This window comes from Pseudomonas bananamidigenes (assembly GCF_001679645.1).
Taxonomy (GTDB): domain Bacteria; phylum Pseudomonadota; class Gammaproteobacteria; order Pseudomonadales; family Pseudomonadaceae; genus Aquipseudomonas; species Aquipseudomonas bananamidigenes.
In genome coordinates, this window is sequence record NZ_LRUN01000006.1 from 90,753 (window position 1) to 108,768 (window position 18,016).

The window sequence follows — 18,016 nt, forward strand, 5'->3', positions numbered from 1 at the left end:
GCATGAAGCGAATGGCCGGACTTTCCGCACTTGCCTTGATTATCTCCAGCACCAGTGGCTGCGGATGGATCTGGGGCCCGGAAGGTTATTTCCGTGACCGTGGTAGCGACTACCTGGAAGCGAAACAGACTGCACCGATGCAACTTCCGGAAGGTGTCAGCACCTCCAAGCGTCTGGATCCGCTGCTGCCGATCCCGCGCAACGTCGCCGACGATACCGCTACCGGCGAATATGTGGTTCCGCGTCCTCAACCGTTGTCGGCAATCGCCGATGCCAGCGATTACTCGCTGCAGAAAAGCGGTGATTCGCGCTGGGTCATGGGCCAGCATCCGCCGGCCGAAGTCTGGCCAGTGGCTGTGCAGTTCTTCCAGGACAACGGTTTCCGTCTGGATGAACAACGCCCGCAAACCGGTGAGTTCACCACCACCTGGCAGCATGCCGACGAACTGTCCGCCGCCATGGCCAAGCGCCTGAGCGCCGCCGGCGTCGGTGCCGACAGTGAAACCCGCGTGCGGGTGCGCATCGAGCCGGGTGTACAGCGCAATACCAGTGAGATCTATGTGGTCAGCGCCGAGCGTCCTGCCGGCAGCACCGCGAATGTCGATTTCACCAACCGTTCGGTCAACACCGGTCTGGACGCTGCGCTGGTCGACGACTTGCTGGCGAGCATGAGCCGTACTTCCGAAAAGGGCGGGTCGGTGTCGATGCTGGCATCGCGTGATTTCGATACCCCGAGTCGTGTCAGCCTGAGCGAAGACGGCAGCGGCAACCCGGTCCTGAACGTCGGTTCCGATCTGGACCGTGCCTGGTCGAGCGTCGGTCGTGCGCTGGAGCAAGGTCAGTGGCGCGTCGAAGACATCAACCGCAGCCTGGGTCTGTACTACATCAACCTGGCCGAGAAGGCCGAGAAGAAAGACGAGAAGCCCGGTTTCTTCAGCAGCCTGTTCGGCAGTGCGCCGACCAAGGAAGAAGTTGAAGCCCGTGCCGAGCGTTATCAGGTTCGCCTGAGCAAGGTTGGCGAGAACGTTCAGGTGACCGTGGAGAAAAACATCAACACCGTCGCGCCGGCCGAAGTGGCCCGTAAAGTGTTGAGCGTGATTCAGGACAACCTGGGCTGATCCCATGCGTTTTGCCGTTCTCGGCAGCGGTAGCCAAGGGAACGGCACGCTGATCGCCAGTGACGATACGTATGTGCTGGTGGACTGTGGCTTTTCTCTTCGGGAAACCGAAAAACGCCTGTTGCGCCTGGGTGTGAGCCCGGCGCAACTGAGCGCGATACTTGTGACCCACGAACATGCCGACCACGTGCATGGCGTGGGTTTGCTGTCTCGGCGCTACAATCTGCCTGTCTACCTCAGTCGCGGCACGTTGCGCGGGATGCGCAAACCGATTGAATCCGCAGGCTTCGTGGCCGGCGGCGAGCAACTGCAGATCGGTGCTCTGGACATCCGGGTCATTGCCGTGGCCCATGATGCTCAGGAACCGACCCAGTATGTCTTCAGTGATCGGGAACAGCGGCGTTTCGGCCTGCTGACCGATCTGGGTTCATATTGCGAGCGGGTGCTGGATGGCTATCGGGATCTCGATGCGTTGATGATCGAGTCCAACCATTGCCGCGACATGCTGGCCCGTGGTCATTACCCGTACTTTCTCAAGCAGCGGGTGGGCGGCGAGCTGGGACATTTGAACAACCACCAGGCGGCATTCCTGGTGGCCGAGTTGGGCTGGCAAGGCCTGCAACACCTGGTCCTGGCCCATCTGAGCAGCAAGAACAACCTGCCGCAGCTGGCCCGGCAATGTTTTGTCGACACCCTCGGGTGCGACCCGGACTGGCTGCAACTGGCCGATCAAGATTCAGGGCTCGACTGGCGCCACATCGCCTAGCCCATCTACTTAGCAAGCGGAGCCCATCATGGAAAAACGTGAAGAACTCTACCGCGGCAAAGCCAAATCGGTTTACAAGACCGACGACGCTGACCGCTTGATCCTGCTGTTTCGCAACGACACTTCGGCGTTCGACGGCAAGCGCATCGAGCAGCTCGACCGCAAAGGCATGGTGAACAACAAGTTCAACGCCTTCATCATGCAGAAACTCGAAGCGGCCGGCATCCCGACCCAATTCGACAAACTGCTGGGCGACAATGAATGCCTGGTGAAGAAGCTGGACATGATTCCGGTCGAGTGCGTCGTGCGCAACTACGCCGCCGGCAGCCTGGTCAAGCGTCTGGGTGTCGAAGAGGGCATGAAGCTCAACCCATACACCTTCGAACTGTTCCTGAAGGACGACGCCAAGGGCGATCCGTTCATCAACGAATCCCACGTCGTGGCGTTCGGCTGGGGCACCGCCGAGCAACTGGCGCGCATGAAAGAACTGTCGCTCAAGGTCAATGAAGTCCTGAGCAAGCTGTTCGACGACGCAGGCCTCTTGCTGGTGGACTTCAAGCTTGAATTCGGTGTGTTCAGCGACGGCTCCATCGTCCTGGGCGACGAGTTCAGCCCGGACGGCTGCCGTCTGTGGGACAAGGACACCAAGAAGAAGATGGACAAGGACCGCTTCCGTCAGGGCCTCGGTGACGTCATCGAAGCCTACGAAGAAGTCGCCAACCGTCTGGGCGTACCGCTTTAATCGACGCAAGCATCTGATAGCACAGAAAATATTTCGTTCAGGGGTTTCCCATTCAACGAAAGTGTTGTTATGATGCGCGCCGTTGGAGAGATGCCAGAGTGGCCGAATGGGACGGATTCGAAATCCGTTGTACCTTCGCGGGTACCTAGGGTTCGAATCCCTATCTCTCCGCCATACATTGAAAAAGCCCCGTAGCTGAGAAGCTGCGGGGCTTTTTTTATGTGCTGAAAAAAACGCCGCTTGATAATCGATTGACGTCATCAAGCTTAAGAGGAGCCCAACAAGCTCCGAGAGGCAGTTCAAGAGTTCGTAAGCGCTATCTCGAACCCTGTTCCAGGCTCGGAAGTACGCCGCAGTAACACGACTCCCTTCCGGCACATTCCCGAGAAACTCTGTCCGTACTGGAAACGACCCATGGATGAAAATCCATGGGTCGTTTTCGTATCGGCAAGATGATCGGCCCGTCTCAAATTTCCTTCACCGGCGTTTCCCCGTGCACACCTTTGATCAACTCGATCACATGCAGACAGTCCGCCTTGTTCACATACGACTCCCCGCTGGCGACCGTTTCATGGTTTCCCGCCCTTAACCGCCAGCGCCATTGGCCTTTGCCAGTGCTGAGGGTGCCCTTGGATTGCCTGTAAATCTCGAAATACATTGAGTTCGCTCCATGCGATGGGGATATTGCGACAACCTGTTTGACGCATGTTCGCAAGCCTAGCGGAGCCTTCCTGTTTGGCTATCGGGGATTTGTTTCCAATCGTTCGATAATGTTTCTGCGAGAGAGCGCAATGCGTCAGGAACGGCATCCGGATTGGCCGGTACGTCCTTGCGCTACCCTTGCACGATACTTCAGTGGTGCTGCTTAATACGGTGCGGCTCATGGCGTCGAATCCTTTTCGGCGACCGACAGACACGACAAGAAAAGAGCAGTCCATTGACTCAAGCGCACGGAACGCAAAACGCGGGGCCGGTGACGTTGTCGCTGGTGGTTCCCGTCTTCAATGAAGAGGACAGCCTCGACGGCTTTCTTCTGCGCATCCATCAGGTTTTCGACCCAGAAGAGCAGATCCGCCTTGAACTGGTTTTCGTCAATGACGGCAGCAGCGATACGACGCTGGAGCGCCTGCTGATCTGCCAACCAAACGACTCGCGTATCCGCATCGTCGATCTGAGTCGCAACTTCGGCAAGGAGGCTGCGCTTTCCGCCGGTTTGCAGATCTGTACCGGGCAGATCGTGGTGCCGATCGATATCGATTTGCAGGACCCGCCCGAGGTCATTCTGCAGATGATCGAGCGTTGGCGTGAGGGATACGAAGTGGTACTGGGGCATCGCCTCAGCCGTCGCAACGACTCCTGGGCCAAGCAGACTTCCGCCACCTGGTTCTATCGCCTCCACAACAGGATTGCCGAACAGTCGTTGCCGGAGAACGTCGGTGACTTTCGTCTGATGGACCGTTGTGTGGTGGACGCGTTGCTGACGCTGCCGGAATCCCGGCGATTCATGAAAGGCCTGTTTGCCTGGGTCGGGTTTCGCACCACTCAGGTCGAATACGAGCGCCCGGAGCGGGCGGCCGGGCAGAGTAAATTCAATGGCTGGCGGCTGTGGAATTTCGCGCTTGAAGGCATCACCAGTTTCAGCACCGAGCCATTGCGGATCTGGACGTACCTTGGAGCATTGGTGTCTCTGGTGTCATTTGCCTTTGCCATGTTCATCGTGGTGCGTACGCTGATCTACGGCGTCGATCTGCCCGGTTATGCATCGCTGATGGTGGCGGTGACGTTCCTCGGCGGCTTGCAACTGATCGGTATCGGCGTACTTGGCGAATACCTGGGCCGCACCTACATCGAAGCCAAGCGCCGACCGGTTTTTCTGGTGCGCCGCATTTACGAATCCAGAGACTGAAGCATGGACCTCAAGGAAACCGATATCCTCGGCGACAGCATCGGCGAGCATTGGTATTACGCTTCCAAAGCAGCGGCGACCCGCCGGTTGCTGGGCGAGGCACCGATAAAAAGCATCCTCGACGTCGGCGCCGGGTCCGGTTTTTTCTCTCATCATTTATTGGCCCGCACGGGAGCGCATGAGGCCTGGTGCGTGGACATCAGCTACCCCGCCGAATCCAGTGGCAGCACGGGTGGCAAACCGGTGCATTACCGCCGTGCGATCGATACCGTGGACGCCGATCTGGTATTGCTGATGGATGTGCTGGAACATGTCGACGACGATCTGGGTCTGCTCAAGTCCTACGTCGACAAAGTGCCGTCCGGCAGCCGCTTTCTGATGACCGTGCCGGCGTTCCAGTTCATGTGGAGCGGGCACGATGATTTTCTCGAGCATAAACGCCGCTACACCCTGAGACAGTTCGAGTCTCTGACAAAGAACGCCGGATTGACGGTCGAGAAGGGCGCTTATTACTTCGGCGCAGTGTTCCCGATTGCCGTTGCGTCGCGCCTGATTCCCGGTGGTTCAAGTGGTTCGAAACCGCGCTCGCAGCTGAAAAAACATCACCCGCTGGTTAATGCGCTGCTCAAGACCCTGTGCAGCCTGGAGCTACCTTTGATGGGCATGAACCGCCTGGCCGGACTGAGTGTATTCGTGCTGGCGCGCAAACCGTGACGTCTGCCGAGAAAGACGCGCTGATCCGACGCGGCCTGCGCTTTGCCGTGACGGGGCTGTTCGTCACTGCGTTGCATGCGTTGGTGGCAGTGTTGTTCATCAATGGCGTAAGCCCCCAACCGCCGCTGGCCAACGGCGTGGCATTTGCCATCGCGACAGTGGTGTCCTACGTGATCAACACCACCTGGAGTTTTTCGGCCCGCTTGCACGGCAAGACGTTGCTGCGATTCCTGCTGGTTTCGGCGGGAGGATTTTTCCTGGCGATGTTCGTCGCCTGGGCCGCGCAGATGGCAGGGCTGCACTACCTGCTGGGTATCGTGGCGGTTGCGCTGACCATTCCCGCATTCACTTTTGTGCTGCACAACTTCTGGACCTATCGATGAAGGATATACGCGAGCACCCGGCGCTCTCCTTGCTGCCGTTGCTATTGGGGGCGCTGGTGTTTTTCCTGGCGATCGGGCCGCAAGCGCTGAATCCGCAAAACATTGCCTGGCTCGAGCAGGGAGATCCGGCGACGCATTATCTGGGCTGGGAATTCTTCCGACATGCGCCCTGGACTTTTCCGCTCGGGCTCAATCCGTCCTATGGCCTGGAACTGAGCAGTTCGATCATCTTTTCCGATTCCAACCCCTTGTTGGCGTTGTTGTTCAAGCTTTTCAGTGCGTGGCTGCCGGACACCTTCCAGTACTTTGGCCTGTGGCTGCTGGCGTGTTGTGTCCTGCAAGCCTGGTTTGGCTGGAAACTGCTCGGGCTGATCAGTGGCAATCCCGTGATTCGCCTGTTGGGAACGGGCCTGCTGGTGTTCTCGCCCGTCATGCTTCTGCGCATGGGCGCGCATCTTTCTCTGGCGGGGCATTTCCTGATTCTGGCCGCGCTGTATCTGGCGCTGGTGCCGGGTCTGCGTCGACGCCATTGGGTCTGGGGTTCGTTGCTGGCGGTGACGTCATGGGTGCATGCCTACCTGCTGGCCATGGTGGCCCTGATCTGGCTGGCGGATCTGCTGGGCAAGGCATTCAGTCGACAATTGACCCCGCGTCAAGGGCTGATCGAAGGTGGATTGCTGTTTGCGCTGGTGAGTGTGTGCTGCTGGCAGGCCGGCTATTTCTGCATTGCCGATGGTGCGGCCTCGGCCGGTTTCGGCTTGTACCGGATGAATGTGCTGTCGCCGGTCGATCCGGCGGGCTGGTCCCGGGTCCTGCCCGATTTGCCAAAACGCGAAGATGACTTTGAAGGCTTCAATTACATGGGGCTGGGCGTGCTTCTGCTGGTGCCTGTGGCGCTGATTGCCTGGGTGGGCAATCGCCAATCCTTGAAGGGTATGGTGCGCGCCCGTCCATGGCTGTTGCTGGCCTTGTTCGGGCTATGGGTTTTCGCGCTGTCGAATCAGATCGGGATCGGTGCATTGACCGTGGGCTACCCGCTGCCGGAGATGATCCTCAAGTTGGCCAATGTCTTCCGGGCCTCGGGGCGGATGTTCTGGCCGGTGCTGTATGCCCTTGTTCTGGGCGTGCTTTATCTCGTGGTGCGTGGTTACCGGCCACGTGTTGTCATTTTTTTGCTCGCCATGGCACTGGTGGTCCAGGTCGTCGATACCCGCAATGGCTGGCTTGGGTTGAGACAGGGGAAAATGCTTGCGCCATCGGCGGCCTGGGGCAGCCCGATGCACGATTCTTTCTGGGCAAGCGCAGCCGGGCATTACGCGAATGTACGCAGTCTGATGCCGCAGAATCAGGACGATCGATGGCAGGTGATTGCCGGGTTTGCCGTTGCTCACGGCATGAAGACCGATGCCGTCTATCTGGCACGCGTGAGTGCTTCGGCACTGGCGCTTGCACAGCAGAAAGCGCGACGCATGCTCGACTCGGGCCAATACGACGCAGATTCGTTGTACATCCTCAGCGACGACGTCCTGGCGGACGCAGCCAAAAGCGTCAACAGTGAAACCGATCTGTTGACCCGTGTGGATGGCCTCATTGTGCTCGCTCCCGGGTGGAAACGTTGCGCACAGTGTCTGTCCATCAAGGATGAGGGGCAGCGGATATCCATGATTCCCCTCTCGTTGCCTGGGCAAACGCTGACATTCAACTATCGGAATCGACAACTGGCCGACGGCTGGTCGACACCGGAAAGCTGGGGCACATGGACGGACGGGCAACAGGCGAAAATCGAAATGCGCCTGGTGCCGCAGGCGCGTTCAATCGTGCTCGACGCACTGGCCTTCGTCCAGCCACAGCATCCTGCTCAGCGAGTGATCGTGAACCTCAATGGCGAACAGGTATTGAGCACGAGTCTGACACAGCTCCTTAGCAATCGCCTGGAGGTCCCGATCAGTTCCGCGCTCAGTCAGAGCCTTGCGACAGACGACCGGCTCACTATCGAACTGCAATTGCCGGATGCCATCAGTCCCCGGCAGTTGGGTATCAATGATGATTCGCGGGTCATGGGCCTGGGGCTGAAGTCTCTGACGGTGCAATGACGCACCGTTTTGATGGACGCTGCCCCTGCAGCCTTTCTACACTGCCCGCAATCCGGGGACAGGGGGCAATTGATGAACCGCAATGAACTTCGCAAGGCCGACATCAACCTGATGGTGGTGTTCGAAACCTTGATGCTCGAACGCAACGTGACACGGGCGGCGGAAAAGCTCTTTCTCGGCCAGCCGACCATCAGCTCGGCGCTCAATCGCTTGCGCACCATGCTCAACGATCCATTGTTCATTCGCGTCGGTCATCGCATGGAGCCGACAGCCCGCGCCGAAGACATCTATCGCCATCTCAAACCCGCGCTGGACTCGCTGTCCGTGGCGCTGAGCCTGACCCGTGATTTCGATCCCGCCGTCAGCACCATGACCTTTCGCATCGGCCTGTCGGACGATGTCGAATTCGGTCTGCTGCCGCCGCTGTTGCGCGCCTTGCGCCAGGAAGCACCAAACGTGGTGTTTGTGGTGCAGCATGTCGATTACTGGCGGATTCCCGATCTGCTGGCGGCGGGTGACATCACCGTTGGTATCAGCCAGACCCGGGGCCTGCCGGCCAATGCCAAGCGCAAGCTGTTGCGACATATCCAGCCGAGCATCCTGCGTGCCGACAAATCCGACACCCCGTTGACCCTCGATGAATATTGCGCACGTCCGCACGTACTGGTTTCCCACACGGCCAATGTCAGTGGCTATGCCGATGAGTGGCTGGCGGATCTCGGTCGCACCCGTCAGGTGGTGTTGTCGGTGCCGCAATACAGCGCCTTGCCGGCGCTGCTCGCGGGCACTGATCTGATCGCCAGCCTGCCGGACTACACGGCCGAAGCCATGGCCGCATCGGGGCTGCTGTTCAAGGAAGCATTCCCGTTCAAGACGCCGACGCTCGATCTGTCGATGGTCTGGCTCAGCCATGTCGACAGCGACCCGGCCGAGCGCTGGCTGCGCTCACGGCTGGAACAGTTCATGAGCGAGCGGCCGGTGATGCCATCGTTGGCGTGAGTCAGCCGTTGCTGTGGTATATGTACGGCCTTTCTGCCGACCGATTGGAGTCTTTCGATGCCACACCTGCACATGGAATACACCGCCAACCTGCCGCAACTGAACGCCGATGTGGCGTTGATCCGGCTCAATAACACGTTGGTGGCGTCCGGTCAGTTCGCGGCGGAGTTCGATATCAAGAGCCGTGCGGTGAAGGTCGAGACCTTCAAGGTCGGTACCGGCATGGGCGAACGCGCCTTCGTGCATGTGAAGCTGGCGTTGCTCAGTGGCCGCTCGCCGGAAATCAAGAAACAACTTTCGCAGAGCTTGCTGGCGGTGCTGCAGGAGTTGTGCGAATGGCCGGCCGGGGTCGAAGTCCAGCTGTGTGTGGAGTTGCTGGATATCGACCGCGATTCCTACAGCAAAACCGCCATCGGCATGTAGGACTCAGGCCGCTTCCAGCTCTGCGCAGGTCTTGATGACCTGCTCGCGCAGCCACAGATTGGCGCTGTCCTGATCTACGCTGTGGCTCCACTGCATGTCCAGAGTGAAACCCGGCAGGCCGTTGGGCGCCTCGCAGTGATTGAACACCGCATCGTTGGTCAGCAAGCGCTGGATGCGCCGGGGCAGGGTCAGGATGAAATCCGTTCCGGTAATCATCTTCAAGGCGGCGCTGTAGCTGTTGGAGCGGGCGACGATCTGGCGCTTCTGTGCCTGCCGTGCCAGCCAGCCATCGACCATGTTGGTGGTCGAGGTCCAGGGCGTGGGGAACACATGCCGCCGCTCGGTGAACGCTTGCAGGCTGAGACGTGGCTCCAGCGGTGTCGCACGTTTATCGAAAACGCAGACCAGATCATCTTCCAGCAACATCCGGGATTTCAGGTCGGCATGGCTGCGATGGAAGTGCGGACCGAAACAGATCACCAGGTCGAGGCTGCCGTCGCGCAACTCCTGTGCCGGGACATCGGTTTCGAACTTGTGCATGTTGACCATCACCGGCAGATCGTCGAAGTCGAAACGCTTCAACATGCGCGGCAGGATCAGTTGTTCGAAGTATTCCGGTGCACAGATGTTGAAGGTCACCGGCTGTGCCATCGGGTCGAACGCCGGGGCGCCGGCGTGGCACAGGTTGATGCTTTCGAGGATTTTCTGCACGTGGCCATACATGCTGCTGGCCTTGTAGGTCGGGCGCATGCCCGTGCGGGTGTTGACGAACAGTTCGTCTTCAAAACTGGTGCGCAGTTTCTTCAGGCAGTAACTGACGGTGGACTGACTGACAAACAGCGCCTCCGACACATCGGTGACGCTGCTTTGCTCATACACGGCGACAAACACCATGAGATCCTGCATGTCGAGCTTTCTAAGCAAGTTACTGTTCAGCATCCGTTCCGTCTCGCTGTGCTCCTTGCGCCGAATCCGCGCAAACGTGTGCGCATGATCGTAACGGAACGATGGTGCCAGGAGAAAGCCCTGTAGGATTTTTCACGGACAGTTGTGGGACAGAAAGTTTTAGTAATACGACGTGTCAAATCCTTTGTACAAAAGATGGCCAGAAGCCTTTAGCCAGACAGGGGAAGACCCGTGCACAACGCCCGATCAGTGAAAGTGCCGGGCGTAATGTCGAGGGTCGAAACGCAGCACCATCAGCAGCATGACCGCCATCACCGCAGTCAGCGACCACCAGGCCCATTCGAAGCTGCCCAGCCGATCGCGGATCACCCCGGCCAATAGCGGTGAGAGGCCGGCGATCAGATAACCGACACCTTGTACGAAAGCCGTCAGACCACCTGCGTGTTGCGGGTTGTCGAGGTGGTCGAGGGAGACGATCAGGCTCATCGGAAACAACCCGCCAATCCCCAGCCCCAGCAGGCATGGCCACAGCAGGCTCAGGTATTGCGGGCTGAGGATCAGCCCACAGAACCCGGCAATGATCAGCCCCAGCAGGGCGCCCAGGACCAGGCGCCGGTCACGGCTTCGGTTGGCAATCGCCGGAACCACCAGACCTGAAATCACTTCCATGGCCGTCAGAAAACCCAACAGCAGACCGGCATTCTGTTCACTCCAGCCTTTTTCCACGTAATACGGCGCGAGCCAGGCCAGCACACAGGTGTAGGACGCCGTACCGAGACCGAAAAAGAGGGCGAGCAGCCAGGCGCGGGGATGATTGATGAAGGATTTTTTCTTCACTGCCGTGATCGTGCCGGGCGGTGCGTCATCGCGTTGTGACCACCAGAACACCAACGCCAGCAGCGCCAATACCGCCCAGATCGCCAGCCCGGCGCGCCAGCTGCCGGTGTCGAGCATCACCCGTGGCGCGAGCGAGGCGGCCAGTGCAGCACCGCCCATGATCGACGTGACATAGAGCCCCATGCAGAGTGCCACGTTGCCGGGAAACCGCGACTTGATCAGCGCCGGCATCAAGGCCTGGATCAGCGCGATGCCGAACCCGGCCAGGACGGCACTGACGATCAGTTGCGGTGCCGAATCGAGAAACAGCCGGGACAGGGTCGCCACACCGATGATCAGCAACGACAGCACCACTGTGCGTTGTTCGCCGAGGCGCTGGCTGATGCCGACGCCGAAGAACATCGCCAGTCCCATTGCCATCACCGGCAGCATGGTCAGCAACGATGCCACGCTGAAGCTCAGCGCAATATCGCCGCGAATCGCCGACAGCAAAGGCCCGATGGCGGCCATCGACGGGCGCAGGTTGAGGGCGACCAGAATGATGCCGAGCATCAGCCAGACAACGGGGCGGGAAGTGACGCGTGTGTTTTCCATGTTCAGACCTTTGAGCGAACGGCCAGCGATTAAGCGAGCGCAGTGCCGCCGGCGGCAAATCAGAAAATCCCGGGTGGTATTTAAAAAGTCGATAGCCAGTCGATTGGCGGGTTTGACAGGTTCATTGGCGGTTCAGACAGAAGGCAGTCCTGGCCAGGAACCGAGTCTGCGGAATCTTTCTGTAAGACTATTCTTGTTCTCAGGCGGGAGATTTCATCAAAGCACAGACCTTGCGGAGGCGCGGAAAGCACCGATGGCGATATATACTGCGCGCCATTCTTGAAGGGAGAGCCGTGTGGCCATCGATATTCACTGGATTCGCGACAACGATAGCCTCGCGCGGTTTTGCGCCGAGTGGCAGCAGTTGCCTTTCGTTGCCCTCGACACCGAATTCATGCGGGTCGACACCTTCTACCCGATTGCCGGCCTGTTGCAGGTCGGCGACGGCAAACGCGCCTATCTCATCGACCCGCTGACCATTGACGCCTGGCAACCGCTGGCGGCGTTGCTGGAAAACCCGGCGGTGCTCAAGGTGCTGCATGCCTGCAGCGAAGACCTCGAAGTCCTGTTGCGCCTGACCGGCAGCCTGCCGGCGCCGCTGTTCGACACGCAACTGGCGGCTGCCTACCTGAACCTCGGGTTCTCGATGGGCTATTCGCGTCTGGTGCAGGAAGTGCTCGGCATTGAACTGCCGAAGGGTGAAACCCGTTCCGACTGGCTGCAGCGTCCGTTGTCCGACACGCAGATCAGCTATGCCGCCGAAGACGCCGTGCATCTGGCGGAGGTTTTCGTACAACTGCGTCCGAAACTGTCCGACGACAAATTTGCCTGGGTGCTGGAGGACGGCGCCGAACTGGTCGCCAACCTGCGCCGCGAGACCGATCCCTACGAGGTGTATCGCGAGGCGAAGCTGGCGTGGAAACTGTCCCGCGCTCAACTGGCCGTGTTGCGCGAACTCTGCGCCTGGCGTGAGCGCGAGGCCCGTGCCCGCGACCTGCCGCGCAATCGTATTGTCCGTGAGCATTCGCTGTGGCCGCTGGCCCGCACGCAACCGGACAGTCTCAGCGCGCTGGGCAAGATCGAAGACATGCATCCGCGTACCGTGCGTCAGGACGGCGAATTTCTGCTTGATCTGATCAAGCGCTCTGGCAGTGTGGGGCCTGACCAGTGGCCGCCGGCCGTGCCGGAACCGCTGCCGATCGAAGCCGCCGCACTGATCAAACGGTTGCGGGCCCTCGGTCAGGCCGAAGCCGAACGCCTGGGGATCGCGCCGGAACTGATGCTGCGCAAGAAAACCCTCGAAGCGCTGGTCAAAAGCGGCTTCCCCGAGGGGCCTTATCAATTGCCTGATTCGCTGCGTGGCTGGCGCCGCGAATTGATGGGCCAGAAGCTGCTCGACAGCCTGGCCACCGCCGGAGAACAGCCTTGAAACGTATTTGCTCCATTTATCAAAGTTCGAAAAAGAGCGGCATGTACCTCTACGTGCTCAAGAGTGATGCCCTGGAGCGCGTGCCGGAAGGTCTGATGGCGGCTTTCGGCAAGGCGAAGCATTCTTTCGATCTGGTGCTGACCCCCGAGCGCAAGCTGGCCAGCGAAGACATCGCCGTGGTGCTGGAAAACCTCGACAGGCAGGGCTACCACCTGCAGATGCCGCCGGCCGAAGAAGAGTACATCGAGCACTTGCCGGAAGAGTTGCTGCGACGCAACGACCCGGTCTGACCTGCGAGGCCCTGTCCTGGGCCTCTTGTAATCCCTGAAACTGTTTTTACCGAGATGACTGCCCCAGACGGGCGGTCGTTTGCACGGCTTGCGAAAGGTTTGAAGATGCGCGTTCTGATTGCTGAACACGACCACGCGGTATACGCCCGGCTGCTGCGTCAGGCAGCTCCCGAGCTTGAAGTGCTGACCAGCGGCGACTCCGCCGAGCTGGCCCGTCAGGCCGTTGATTGCCCCGTATGGCTGGGGCAGCCCGATCTGCTGGCGACCCTGTTGCGTCAGGGCCATCAGCCACGATGGCTGCAATCGACCTGGGCCGGCATCACGCCGCTGCTGGCCGACGGCTTGCGTCGGGATTACCGCCTGACCCGGGCGGTCGGTATTTTCGGTCAGGTGATGGCCGAGTACGTGCTGACTTACATGCTCGGTCACGAGCGTGAAGTGCTGGCCCGGCTGGTGAGTCAGGTCGAGCGCAAATGGGACAACCGCACCGGCCAGAGTCTGGTGGGGCGCAAGGTGCTGATCGTCGGCACCGGTGACATCGGCCAGAGCGTGGCGCAGTTCCTGCTGCCATTTGGCGTCGTGCTGTATGGCATCGCCAGCAGCGCCCGGGAGCAGGCGCCGTTTGTCGAAGTCGGTTCGATGGCTGACCTGCCACGGCTGGTGGGTGAAGTGGATTACGTGGTCAATCTGCTGCCCAACACCGAGCACACCCATGACATCTACAACGCAGCGCTGTTCAGGCAATTCAAGCCGACCGGGTTGTTCATCAACGCCGGACGCGGTGTGGCGGTGGTCGATGCGGATCTGGTGGAAGCGCTGAAGGAAGGCCATCTGGCCGGTGCGGTGATCGACGTTTGCCGTCAGGAGCCACTGCCACAGCGTCATCCGTTCTGGACCGCATGGGGCTTGCTGTTGACCGGACACAGCTCGGCACCGACATCGCCGCCGATGATGGTGCAGTTGTTTCTGGATAACCTGCGGGCGTACCAAGCGGGCGAGGCGTTGCGCGGGGAAGTCGATTTCGCGCGCGGTTACTGAGTCCGCCGCTATACAAATGTGGGAGCGAGCTTGCTCGCGAAAGCGGTGTAACAGTCACGATCATTATTGACTGACACAACGCCTTCGCGGGCAAGCCCGCTCCCACAGTTCGTTTTGCAGTGTGGCTCAGAGGGTGAAGTCGCCTTCGGCCGCCAGCTCGCTCAAAGGACGACGCGGGCTCGGCACTTCCCGTGCCTGCAGGTAGTCCGCCAGGGTTGCCTTGTCACCCAGCTTGCCGACGGCGACCGCCGCGTGCAGCGCATAACCTTGCGGAATGTTCAGCTCCTTGCGGGTCAGCTCCTGATCGAAGCCGGCCATGCCGTGGGTGTGCCAGCCGCTCAGGCTCGCTTGCAGTGCCAGGTGGCCCCATGCAGAACCGGTGTCGAAGGTGTGCCACAGTGCGGGTGTTTCCTCGGTCGCACCCGGTGCGGTGAAGGTGGTTTTGGAAATCACGATCACCAGCGCCGAAGCATGTTGCGCCCAGGCACGGTTGAATTCATTGAGCAGGCCCAGGTAACGCTCCCAGTTGGGCGTGTCGCGACGGGCGTAGAGAAAACGCCACGGCTGCGAGTTGTACGCCGACGGTGCCCAGCGCGCAGCTTCGAAGAAGCTCAGCAGGGTTTCTTCCGGAATCGCTTCGCCGGTGAAGGCCCGGGGCGACCAGCGATCGGTAAACTGCGGGTGAATGGCGTAATCGGCAACGCGAGGGTTGGCACTCATCGAGAGATTCCTTGCTACGTTTGAGAACAGGTTGGAAGCGAAACCCGGCGGGATCAGTTGGGCTGAACGATGGGGGGCGAGTCTCGAGCCGTGCAGTTCACCGGAGTGCAACGCGGTCGAGCGTCAATGGCCTCCGGCCCGGCTTCTTGAGACTGGCAAAGCTACTTGGCCGCGCAAAAACTGACAAGCCCTGCACAACCGGCAGTCGCCGACGCTTGGCCCACAGGGCCCTGGGCACTAGACTGGCGGCCTTTTCACCACCTGATGTTGATGCTTGAGCCATGGCCGCCAAAGTCGAACCGTTCTGGAAACGCAAAACCCTCGATCAACTGGATCACGAGGAATGGGAATCGCTGTGCGACGGCTGTGGACTGTGCTGCCTGCAGAAGCTCGAGGATGAAGAAGACAACAGCGTCTATTACACACGCATCGCCTGCAAACTGCTGGACCTGAAAACCTGCCAGTGCAGCGATTATCCGAACCGTATCAAGTTTGTTCCGGACTGCATCCAGCTCACCCCGGGCCAGGCCGAAGCATTCAAGTGGCTGCCGCCGACCTGCGGTTATCGGCTGGTCAGCGAAGGCAAGGATCTGCCGTTGTGGCACCACCTGGTCTGCGGTGATCGCGACGCGGTGCACCACGAACGGATTTCCCAGTCCGGACGCATGCTCGCCGAAGGCAGCGTGCCGGAAGAGGACTGGGAAGATCACCTGATTTTCCGCGCAGGTTAATGACTGACCAAGGAGCAGGTATGGCGACGGGATTGCGCCGGGCGTTGATCGTCACGCTGCTGGCGCTGAGCGCGCCGGTGTGGGCGGCGAAGAAGGTCGATCTGGATTATCAGGTACGCCTGCTGCCGCAGAGCGATCAGGCTGAGGTACGCCTGACCCTGGCCAAAGGCGAGGCCGTGCGCAGTCTGGATTTCGACCTCGGCGACGGCAGCCGCTACAGCGACTTCAAGGCCGATGGCCAATGGCAACTGGCACCGGGCCAACACGCCCGCGGCGTATGGCGACCGACGGCGGACAAGGCCAGCCTGACCTACCGCGTACGCATCAGCCACGGCCGCAAGAGCGGCAGTTTCGACACGCGCATGACTCCGACCTGGGCGCTGATGCGCGGCGATGAACTGGTGCCCGCTGCGAAGCTCGATCAGCAGGACGGCATTGAACTGGTCTCGCGCCTGCAATTCGAACTGCCCGACGGCTGGAAAAGCGTCGAAACCGCCTGGCCGCGTATCGGCAAGAACAAATTCCGCATCGACAATCCATCCCGTCTGTTCGACCGGCCCACGGGCTGGATGCTGGCCGGCCACCTTGGCAGCCGCCGTACGCGGTTGGGCGAAACCGAAGTGACGGTGGCCTCGCCGCAAGGGCAGGGCATGCGCCGGATGGATGTGCTGACGCTGCTGACATTTGTCTGGCCGCAGGTGCAAGCGGTGTTTCCACGCCATCCGGGCAAGCTGCTGATCGTCGGCGCCAACGACCCGATGTGGCGCGGCAGCATGGCCGCACACGAGTCCATCTATCTCAATACCCGATTGCCCATGGTCAGCGAAAGCGGCAGCAGCCCTTTGGTTCGCGAGTTGGCGCAAGTGTTCGCACGGATCAACGACGAGCAGCGCAGCGACTGGATCAAGGAAGGGTTCGCCGAGTATTACGCCGTCGAACTGGTGCGTCGTGCGGGTGGCATTAGCGACGAACGTTATCAGGCGTATCAGGTGAAATTGGCGAAAGACAGCCAGAAGGTGACGACCTTGCGCGGTGAACAGATCGGCCCGGCACAGGTATCCAAAGCGGTTTTGCTGCTGCAGGAACTGGATCGTGAAATTCGTCTGAAGACCCGCAACAAACGGTCGCTGGATGATGTGCTGCGCGGGGCCATGCATCTGGGGACGGTGGATACCAAGGCGTTCGGGCAACTCGCCGATAGCGTCATCGGCGAGTCGTCCAAAGTCCTTGATACGGGGTTGCTTCGCTGACTGTCAAACTCCGGCTTCAGGCGACTTCACCGAATCATTGCCGGTCACGGTCGCGGTTCTGGTCGCCGCTTCGGCGTTGGCTTTCAGCTTGCTCAGCTCTTCACCGGCGCGCTCGATCTTCGTGCGCACGTTGTTCATGTCCTGACGGCTTTTTTCCAGCAGGCTTTTCACCGAGCTGTGGCCGGTGATGCCTCGGGCCATGGCCACGCCGCCGATGGCCACCTGGATCAGGCCGAACACGCCGCCACGGCGAAGGCCCTTGCCGACCATGATCACGCCGCCGGCCAGCGAGCCGATGCGCTCCCAGCCTTCGACGTTCTGTTCGGAACGGGTCTGGAACGGGGTGGATTCGATACGCTCGACGCGTTTGAGCTCGGTCATGATCTTTCTCCAGGCAATGAGTGATGGATAAACAAGCTGACTGCACCGGCAGTCAGCTCGTTCCATCGGATGTGCGGCGCTTCAGCGGAATTTCGGCCCGGAACGGGTGTTCAGGCCTTTGGCCATGCGGTCGTAGAGCACGACATTGACCGTGGCGGCGAGGTTCATGCAACCGGTGGTCGGGATGTACACGACGTCTTCGCACCAGTCGCGGATCTCCTGATCCAGCGAGCCGTCTTCGGGGCCGAAGATATACAGGGCGCGATCCGGGTGGGTGTATTCCGGCAGCGGGCGGGCGCCGTCGACCAGTTCCACGGCGACCGGTACGCAATTGAGCGGCAGGATCTTTTTCAGGTCGTCGATGCCGATCAACGGGATGTCGTAGTGCACGCGCTTGGTGTCGGTGACGAAATCGGCGGCGCGTTCATAGCGCTTGCCGGTGTAGAACACGGTCGACACGCCGTAGCAGCCTGCGGCGCGCATCACCGAACCGACGTTTTCCGGTGATTTGGGGTTATACAAGCCAATGCAGCTGTACCGTTTGTCTGCCACGAGCGGAGGGCCTTCGGAAAAAAGAGGGCGATTATACGGGGATTGGGGGAGGGGTGTTCAGTTTGAGATTGGCGGTGTCTGCCAGGCCGCCTTCGCGAGCAGGCTCGCTCCCACAGATCGGTGTCGTACACAAAACCAATGTGG

General features: G+C 60.2%; 20 protein-coding genes and 1 tRNA gene. 15 read left to right on the forward strand and 6 right to left on the reverse strand.

The features are described 5' to 3' along the window. Window positions 1–2 precede the first annotated feature (2 nt). From bamC to BBF94_RS03430, 4 genes are all read left to right on the forward strand, one after another. Window positions 3–1,118 carry an outer membrane protein assembly factor BamC gene (bamC, locus tag BBF94_RS03415; protein WP_065257647.1) on the forward strand — a complete coding sequence of 372 codons (1,116 nt, stop codon included), beginning with the start codon at window positions 3–5 and terminating at the stop codon, window positions 1,116–1,118. Window positions 1,119–1,122: 4 nt separating this feature from the next. Then, on the forward strand, window positions 1,123–1,884 hold the full coding sequence (locus BBF94_RS03420) for an MBL fold metallo-hydrolase (protein WP_065257648.1): 762 nt from the start codon (window positions 1,123–1,125) through the stop codon (window positions 1,882–1,884). A gap of 28 nt (window positions 1,885–1,912) precedes the next feature. Beyond that, window positions 1,913–2,626 (forward strand): phosphoribosylaminoimidazolesuccinocarboxamide synthase, encoded by a 714-nt coding sequence (gene purC / locus BBF94_RS03425; protein ID WP_007963288.1) that lies wholly within the window; start codon window positions 1,913–1,915, stop codon window positions 2,624–2,626. An 84-nt stretch (window positions 2,627–2,710) separates the two neighbouring features. Next, a tRNA-Ser gene (locus BBF94_RS03430) sits at window positions 2,711–2,800 on the forward strand. Window positions 2,801–3,092: 292 nt separating this feature from the next. Here BBF94_RS03430 and BBF94_RS03435 read toward each other — a convergent pair. Further along, window positions 3,093–3,284 (reverse strand): YegP family protein, encoded by a 192-nt coding sequence (locus tag BBF94_RS03435; RefSeq protein ID WP_065257649.1) that lies wholly within the window; start codon window positions 3,282–3,284, stop codon window positions 3,093–3,095. A 279-nt stretch (window positions 3,285–3,563) separates the two neighbouring features. Between BBF94_RS03435 and BBF94_RS03440 the strand changes: the two genes are divergently transcribed. The 6 genes from BBF94_RS03440 to BBF94_RS03465 all read left to right on the forward strand — a co-directional run bounded on the left by BBF94_RS03440 (window position 3,564) and on the right by BBF94_RS03465 (window position 9,144). Beyond that, complete coding sequence (locus BBF94_RS03440; RefSeq protein WP_065257650.1) at window positions 3,564–4,532, forward strand: glycosyltransferase family 2 protein; 969 nt, start codon at window positions 3,564–3,566, stop codon at window positions 4,530–4,532. A 3-nt stretch (window positions 4,533–4,535) separates the two neighbouring features. Next, window positions 4,536–5,246: a class I SAM-dependent methyltransferase gene (locus BBF94_RS03445; RefSeq protein WP_065257651.1), complete on the forward strand. Its 711-nt coding sequence runs from the start codon at window positions 4,536–4,538 to the stop codon at window positions 5,244–5,246. Continuing rightward, window positions 5,243–5,629: a GtrA family protein gene (locus BBF94_RS03450; RefSeq protein WP_065257652.1), complete on the forward strand. Its 387-nt coding sequence runs from the start codon at window positions 5,243–5,245 to the stop codon at window positions 5,627–5,629. Before BBF94_RS03445 ends, BBF94_RS03450 begins: the two co-directional genes overlap by 4 nt. Next, window positions 5,626–7,722, forward strand: a complete 2,097-nt coding sequence (locus BBF94_RS03455; RefSeq protein ID WP_065257653.1) for a DUF6311 domain-containing protein — start codon at window positions 5,626–5,628, stop codon at window positions 7,720–7,722. Before BBF94_RS03450 ends, BBF94_RS03455 begins: the two co-directional genes overlap by 4 nt. Before the next feature lie 72 nt (window positions 7,723–7,794). Beyond that, window positions 7,795–8,721 carry a LysR substrate-binding domain-containing protein gene (locus tag BBF94_RS03460; RefSeq protein WP_065257654.1) on the forward strand — a complete coding sequence of 309 codons (927 nt, stop codon included), beginning with the start codon at window positions 7,795–7,797 and terminating at the stop codon, window positions 8,719–8,721. 57 nt (window positions 8,722–8,778) lie between these two features. Then, window positions 8,779–9,144, forward strand: coding sequence for a 5-carboxymethyl-2-hydroxymuconate Delta-isomerase (locus BBF94_RS03465; RefSeq protein ID WP_065257655.1), 366 nt, complete (start codon window positions 8,779–8,781; stop codon window positions 9,142–9,144). Between the two features lie 3 nt (window positions 9,145–9,147). Here the strand turns inward: BBF94_RS03465 and BBF94_RS03470 are convergent, their stop codons facing one another. Together BBF94_RS03470 and BBF94_RS03475 are read right to left on the reverse strand one after the other, a co-directional pair. Continuing rightward, the gene (locus BBF94_RS03470) at window positions 9,148–10,083 is read right to left on the reverse strand and encodes a LysR family transcriptional regulator (RefSeq protein ID WP_065257656.1); all 936 of its coding nucleotides are present in this window, start codon (window positions 10,081–10,083) and stop codon (window positions 9,148–9,150) included. A 213-nt stretch (window positions 10,084–10,296) separates the two neighbouring features. Continuing rightward, the gene (locus BBF94_RS03475; RefSeq protein ID WP_065257657.1) at window positions 10,297–11,481 is read right to left on the reverse strand and encodes a cyanate transporter; all 1,185 of its coding nucleotides are present in this window, start codon (window positions 11,479–11,481) and stop codon (window positions 10,297–10,299) included. Between the two features lie 295 nt (window positions 11,482–11,776). On the opposite strand from BBF94_RS03475, the gene rnd reads away from it, so the two are divergent. The 3 genes from rnd (at window position 11,777) to BBF94_RS03490 (ending at window position 14,238) form a co-directional block, all read left to right on the forward strand. Beyond that, entirely contained in the window at window positions 11,777–12,910 is a 1,134-nt protein-coding gene (gene rnd, locus BBF94_RS03480; protein WP_065257658.1) for a ribonuclease D, read from the forward strand. Continuing rightward, window positions 12,907–13,200, forward strand: coding sequence for a YcgL domain-containing protein (locus BBF94_RS03485; RefSeq protein WP_065257659.1), 294 nt, complete (start codon window positions 12,907–12,909; stop codon window positions 13,198–13,200). Before rnd ends, BBF94_RS03485 begins: the two co-directional genes overlap by 4 nt. A 105-nt stretch (window positions 13,201–13,305) precedes the next feature. Beyond that, window positions 13,306–14,238: a D-2-hydroxyacid dehydrogenase gene (locus BBF94_RS03490; RefSeq protein WP_065257660.1), complete on the forward strand. Its 933-nt coding sequence runs from the start codon at window positions 13,306–13,308 to the stop codon at window positions 14,236–14,238. A gap of 126 nt (window positions 14,239–14,364) precedes the next feature. On the opposite strand, the gene BBF94_RS03495 is transcribed toward BBF94_RS03490, so the two are convergent. After that, entirely contained in the window at window positions 14,365–14,958 is a 594-nt protein-coding gene (locus BBF94_RS03495; RefSeq protein ID WP_065257661.1) for a nitroreductase family protein, read from the reverse strand. A gap of 281 nt (window positions 14,959–15,239) precedes the next feature. Between BBF94_RS03495 and BBF94_RS03500 the strand changes: the two genes are divergently transcribed. Then, window positions 15,240–15,689, forward strand: coding sequence for a YcgN family cysteine cluster protein (locus BBF94_RS03500; RefSeq protein WP_065257662.1), 450 nt, complete (start codon window positions 15,240–15,242; stop codon window positions 15,687–15,689). A 20-nt stretch (window positions 15,690–15,709) separates the two neighbouring features. Further along, entirely contained in the window at window positions 15,710–16,939 is a 1,230-nt protein-coding gene (locus BBF94_RS03505; RefSeq protein WP_065257663.1) for a hypothetical protein, read from the forward strand. A gap of 3 nt (window positions 16,940–16,942) precedes the next feature. Here the strand turns inward: BBF94_RS03505 and BBF94_RS03510 are convergent, their stop codons facing one another. Further along, window positions 16,943–17,320, reverse strand: coding sequence for a YgaP family membrane protein (locus tag BBF94_RS03510; protein ID WP_065257664.1), 378 nt, complete (start codon window positions 17,318–17,320; stop codon window positions 16,943–16,945). Between the two features lie 81 nt (window positions 17,321–17,401). Next, window positions 17,402–17,872, reverse strand: a complete 471-nt coding sequence (locus BBF94_RS03515) for an RNA methyltransferase (protein WP_007958066.1) — start codon at window positions 17,870–17,872, stop codon at window positions 17,402–17,404. Window positions 17,873–18,016: the final 144 nt, after the last annotated feature.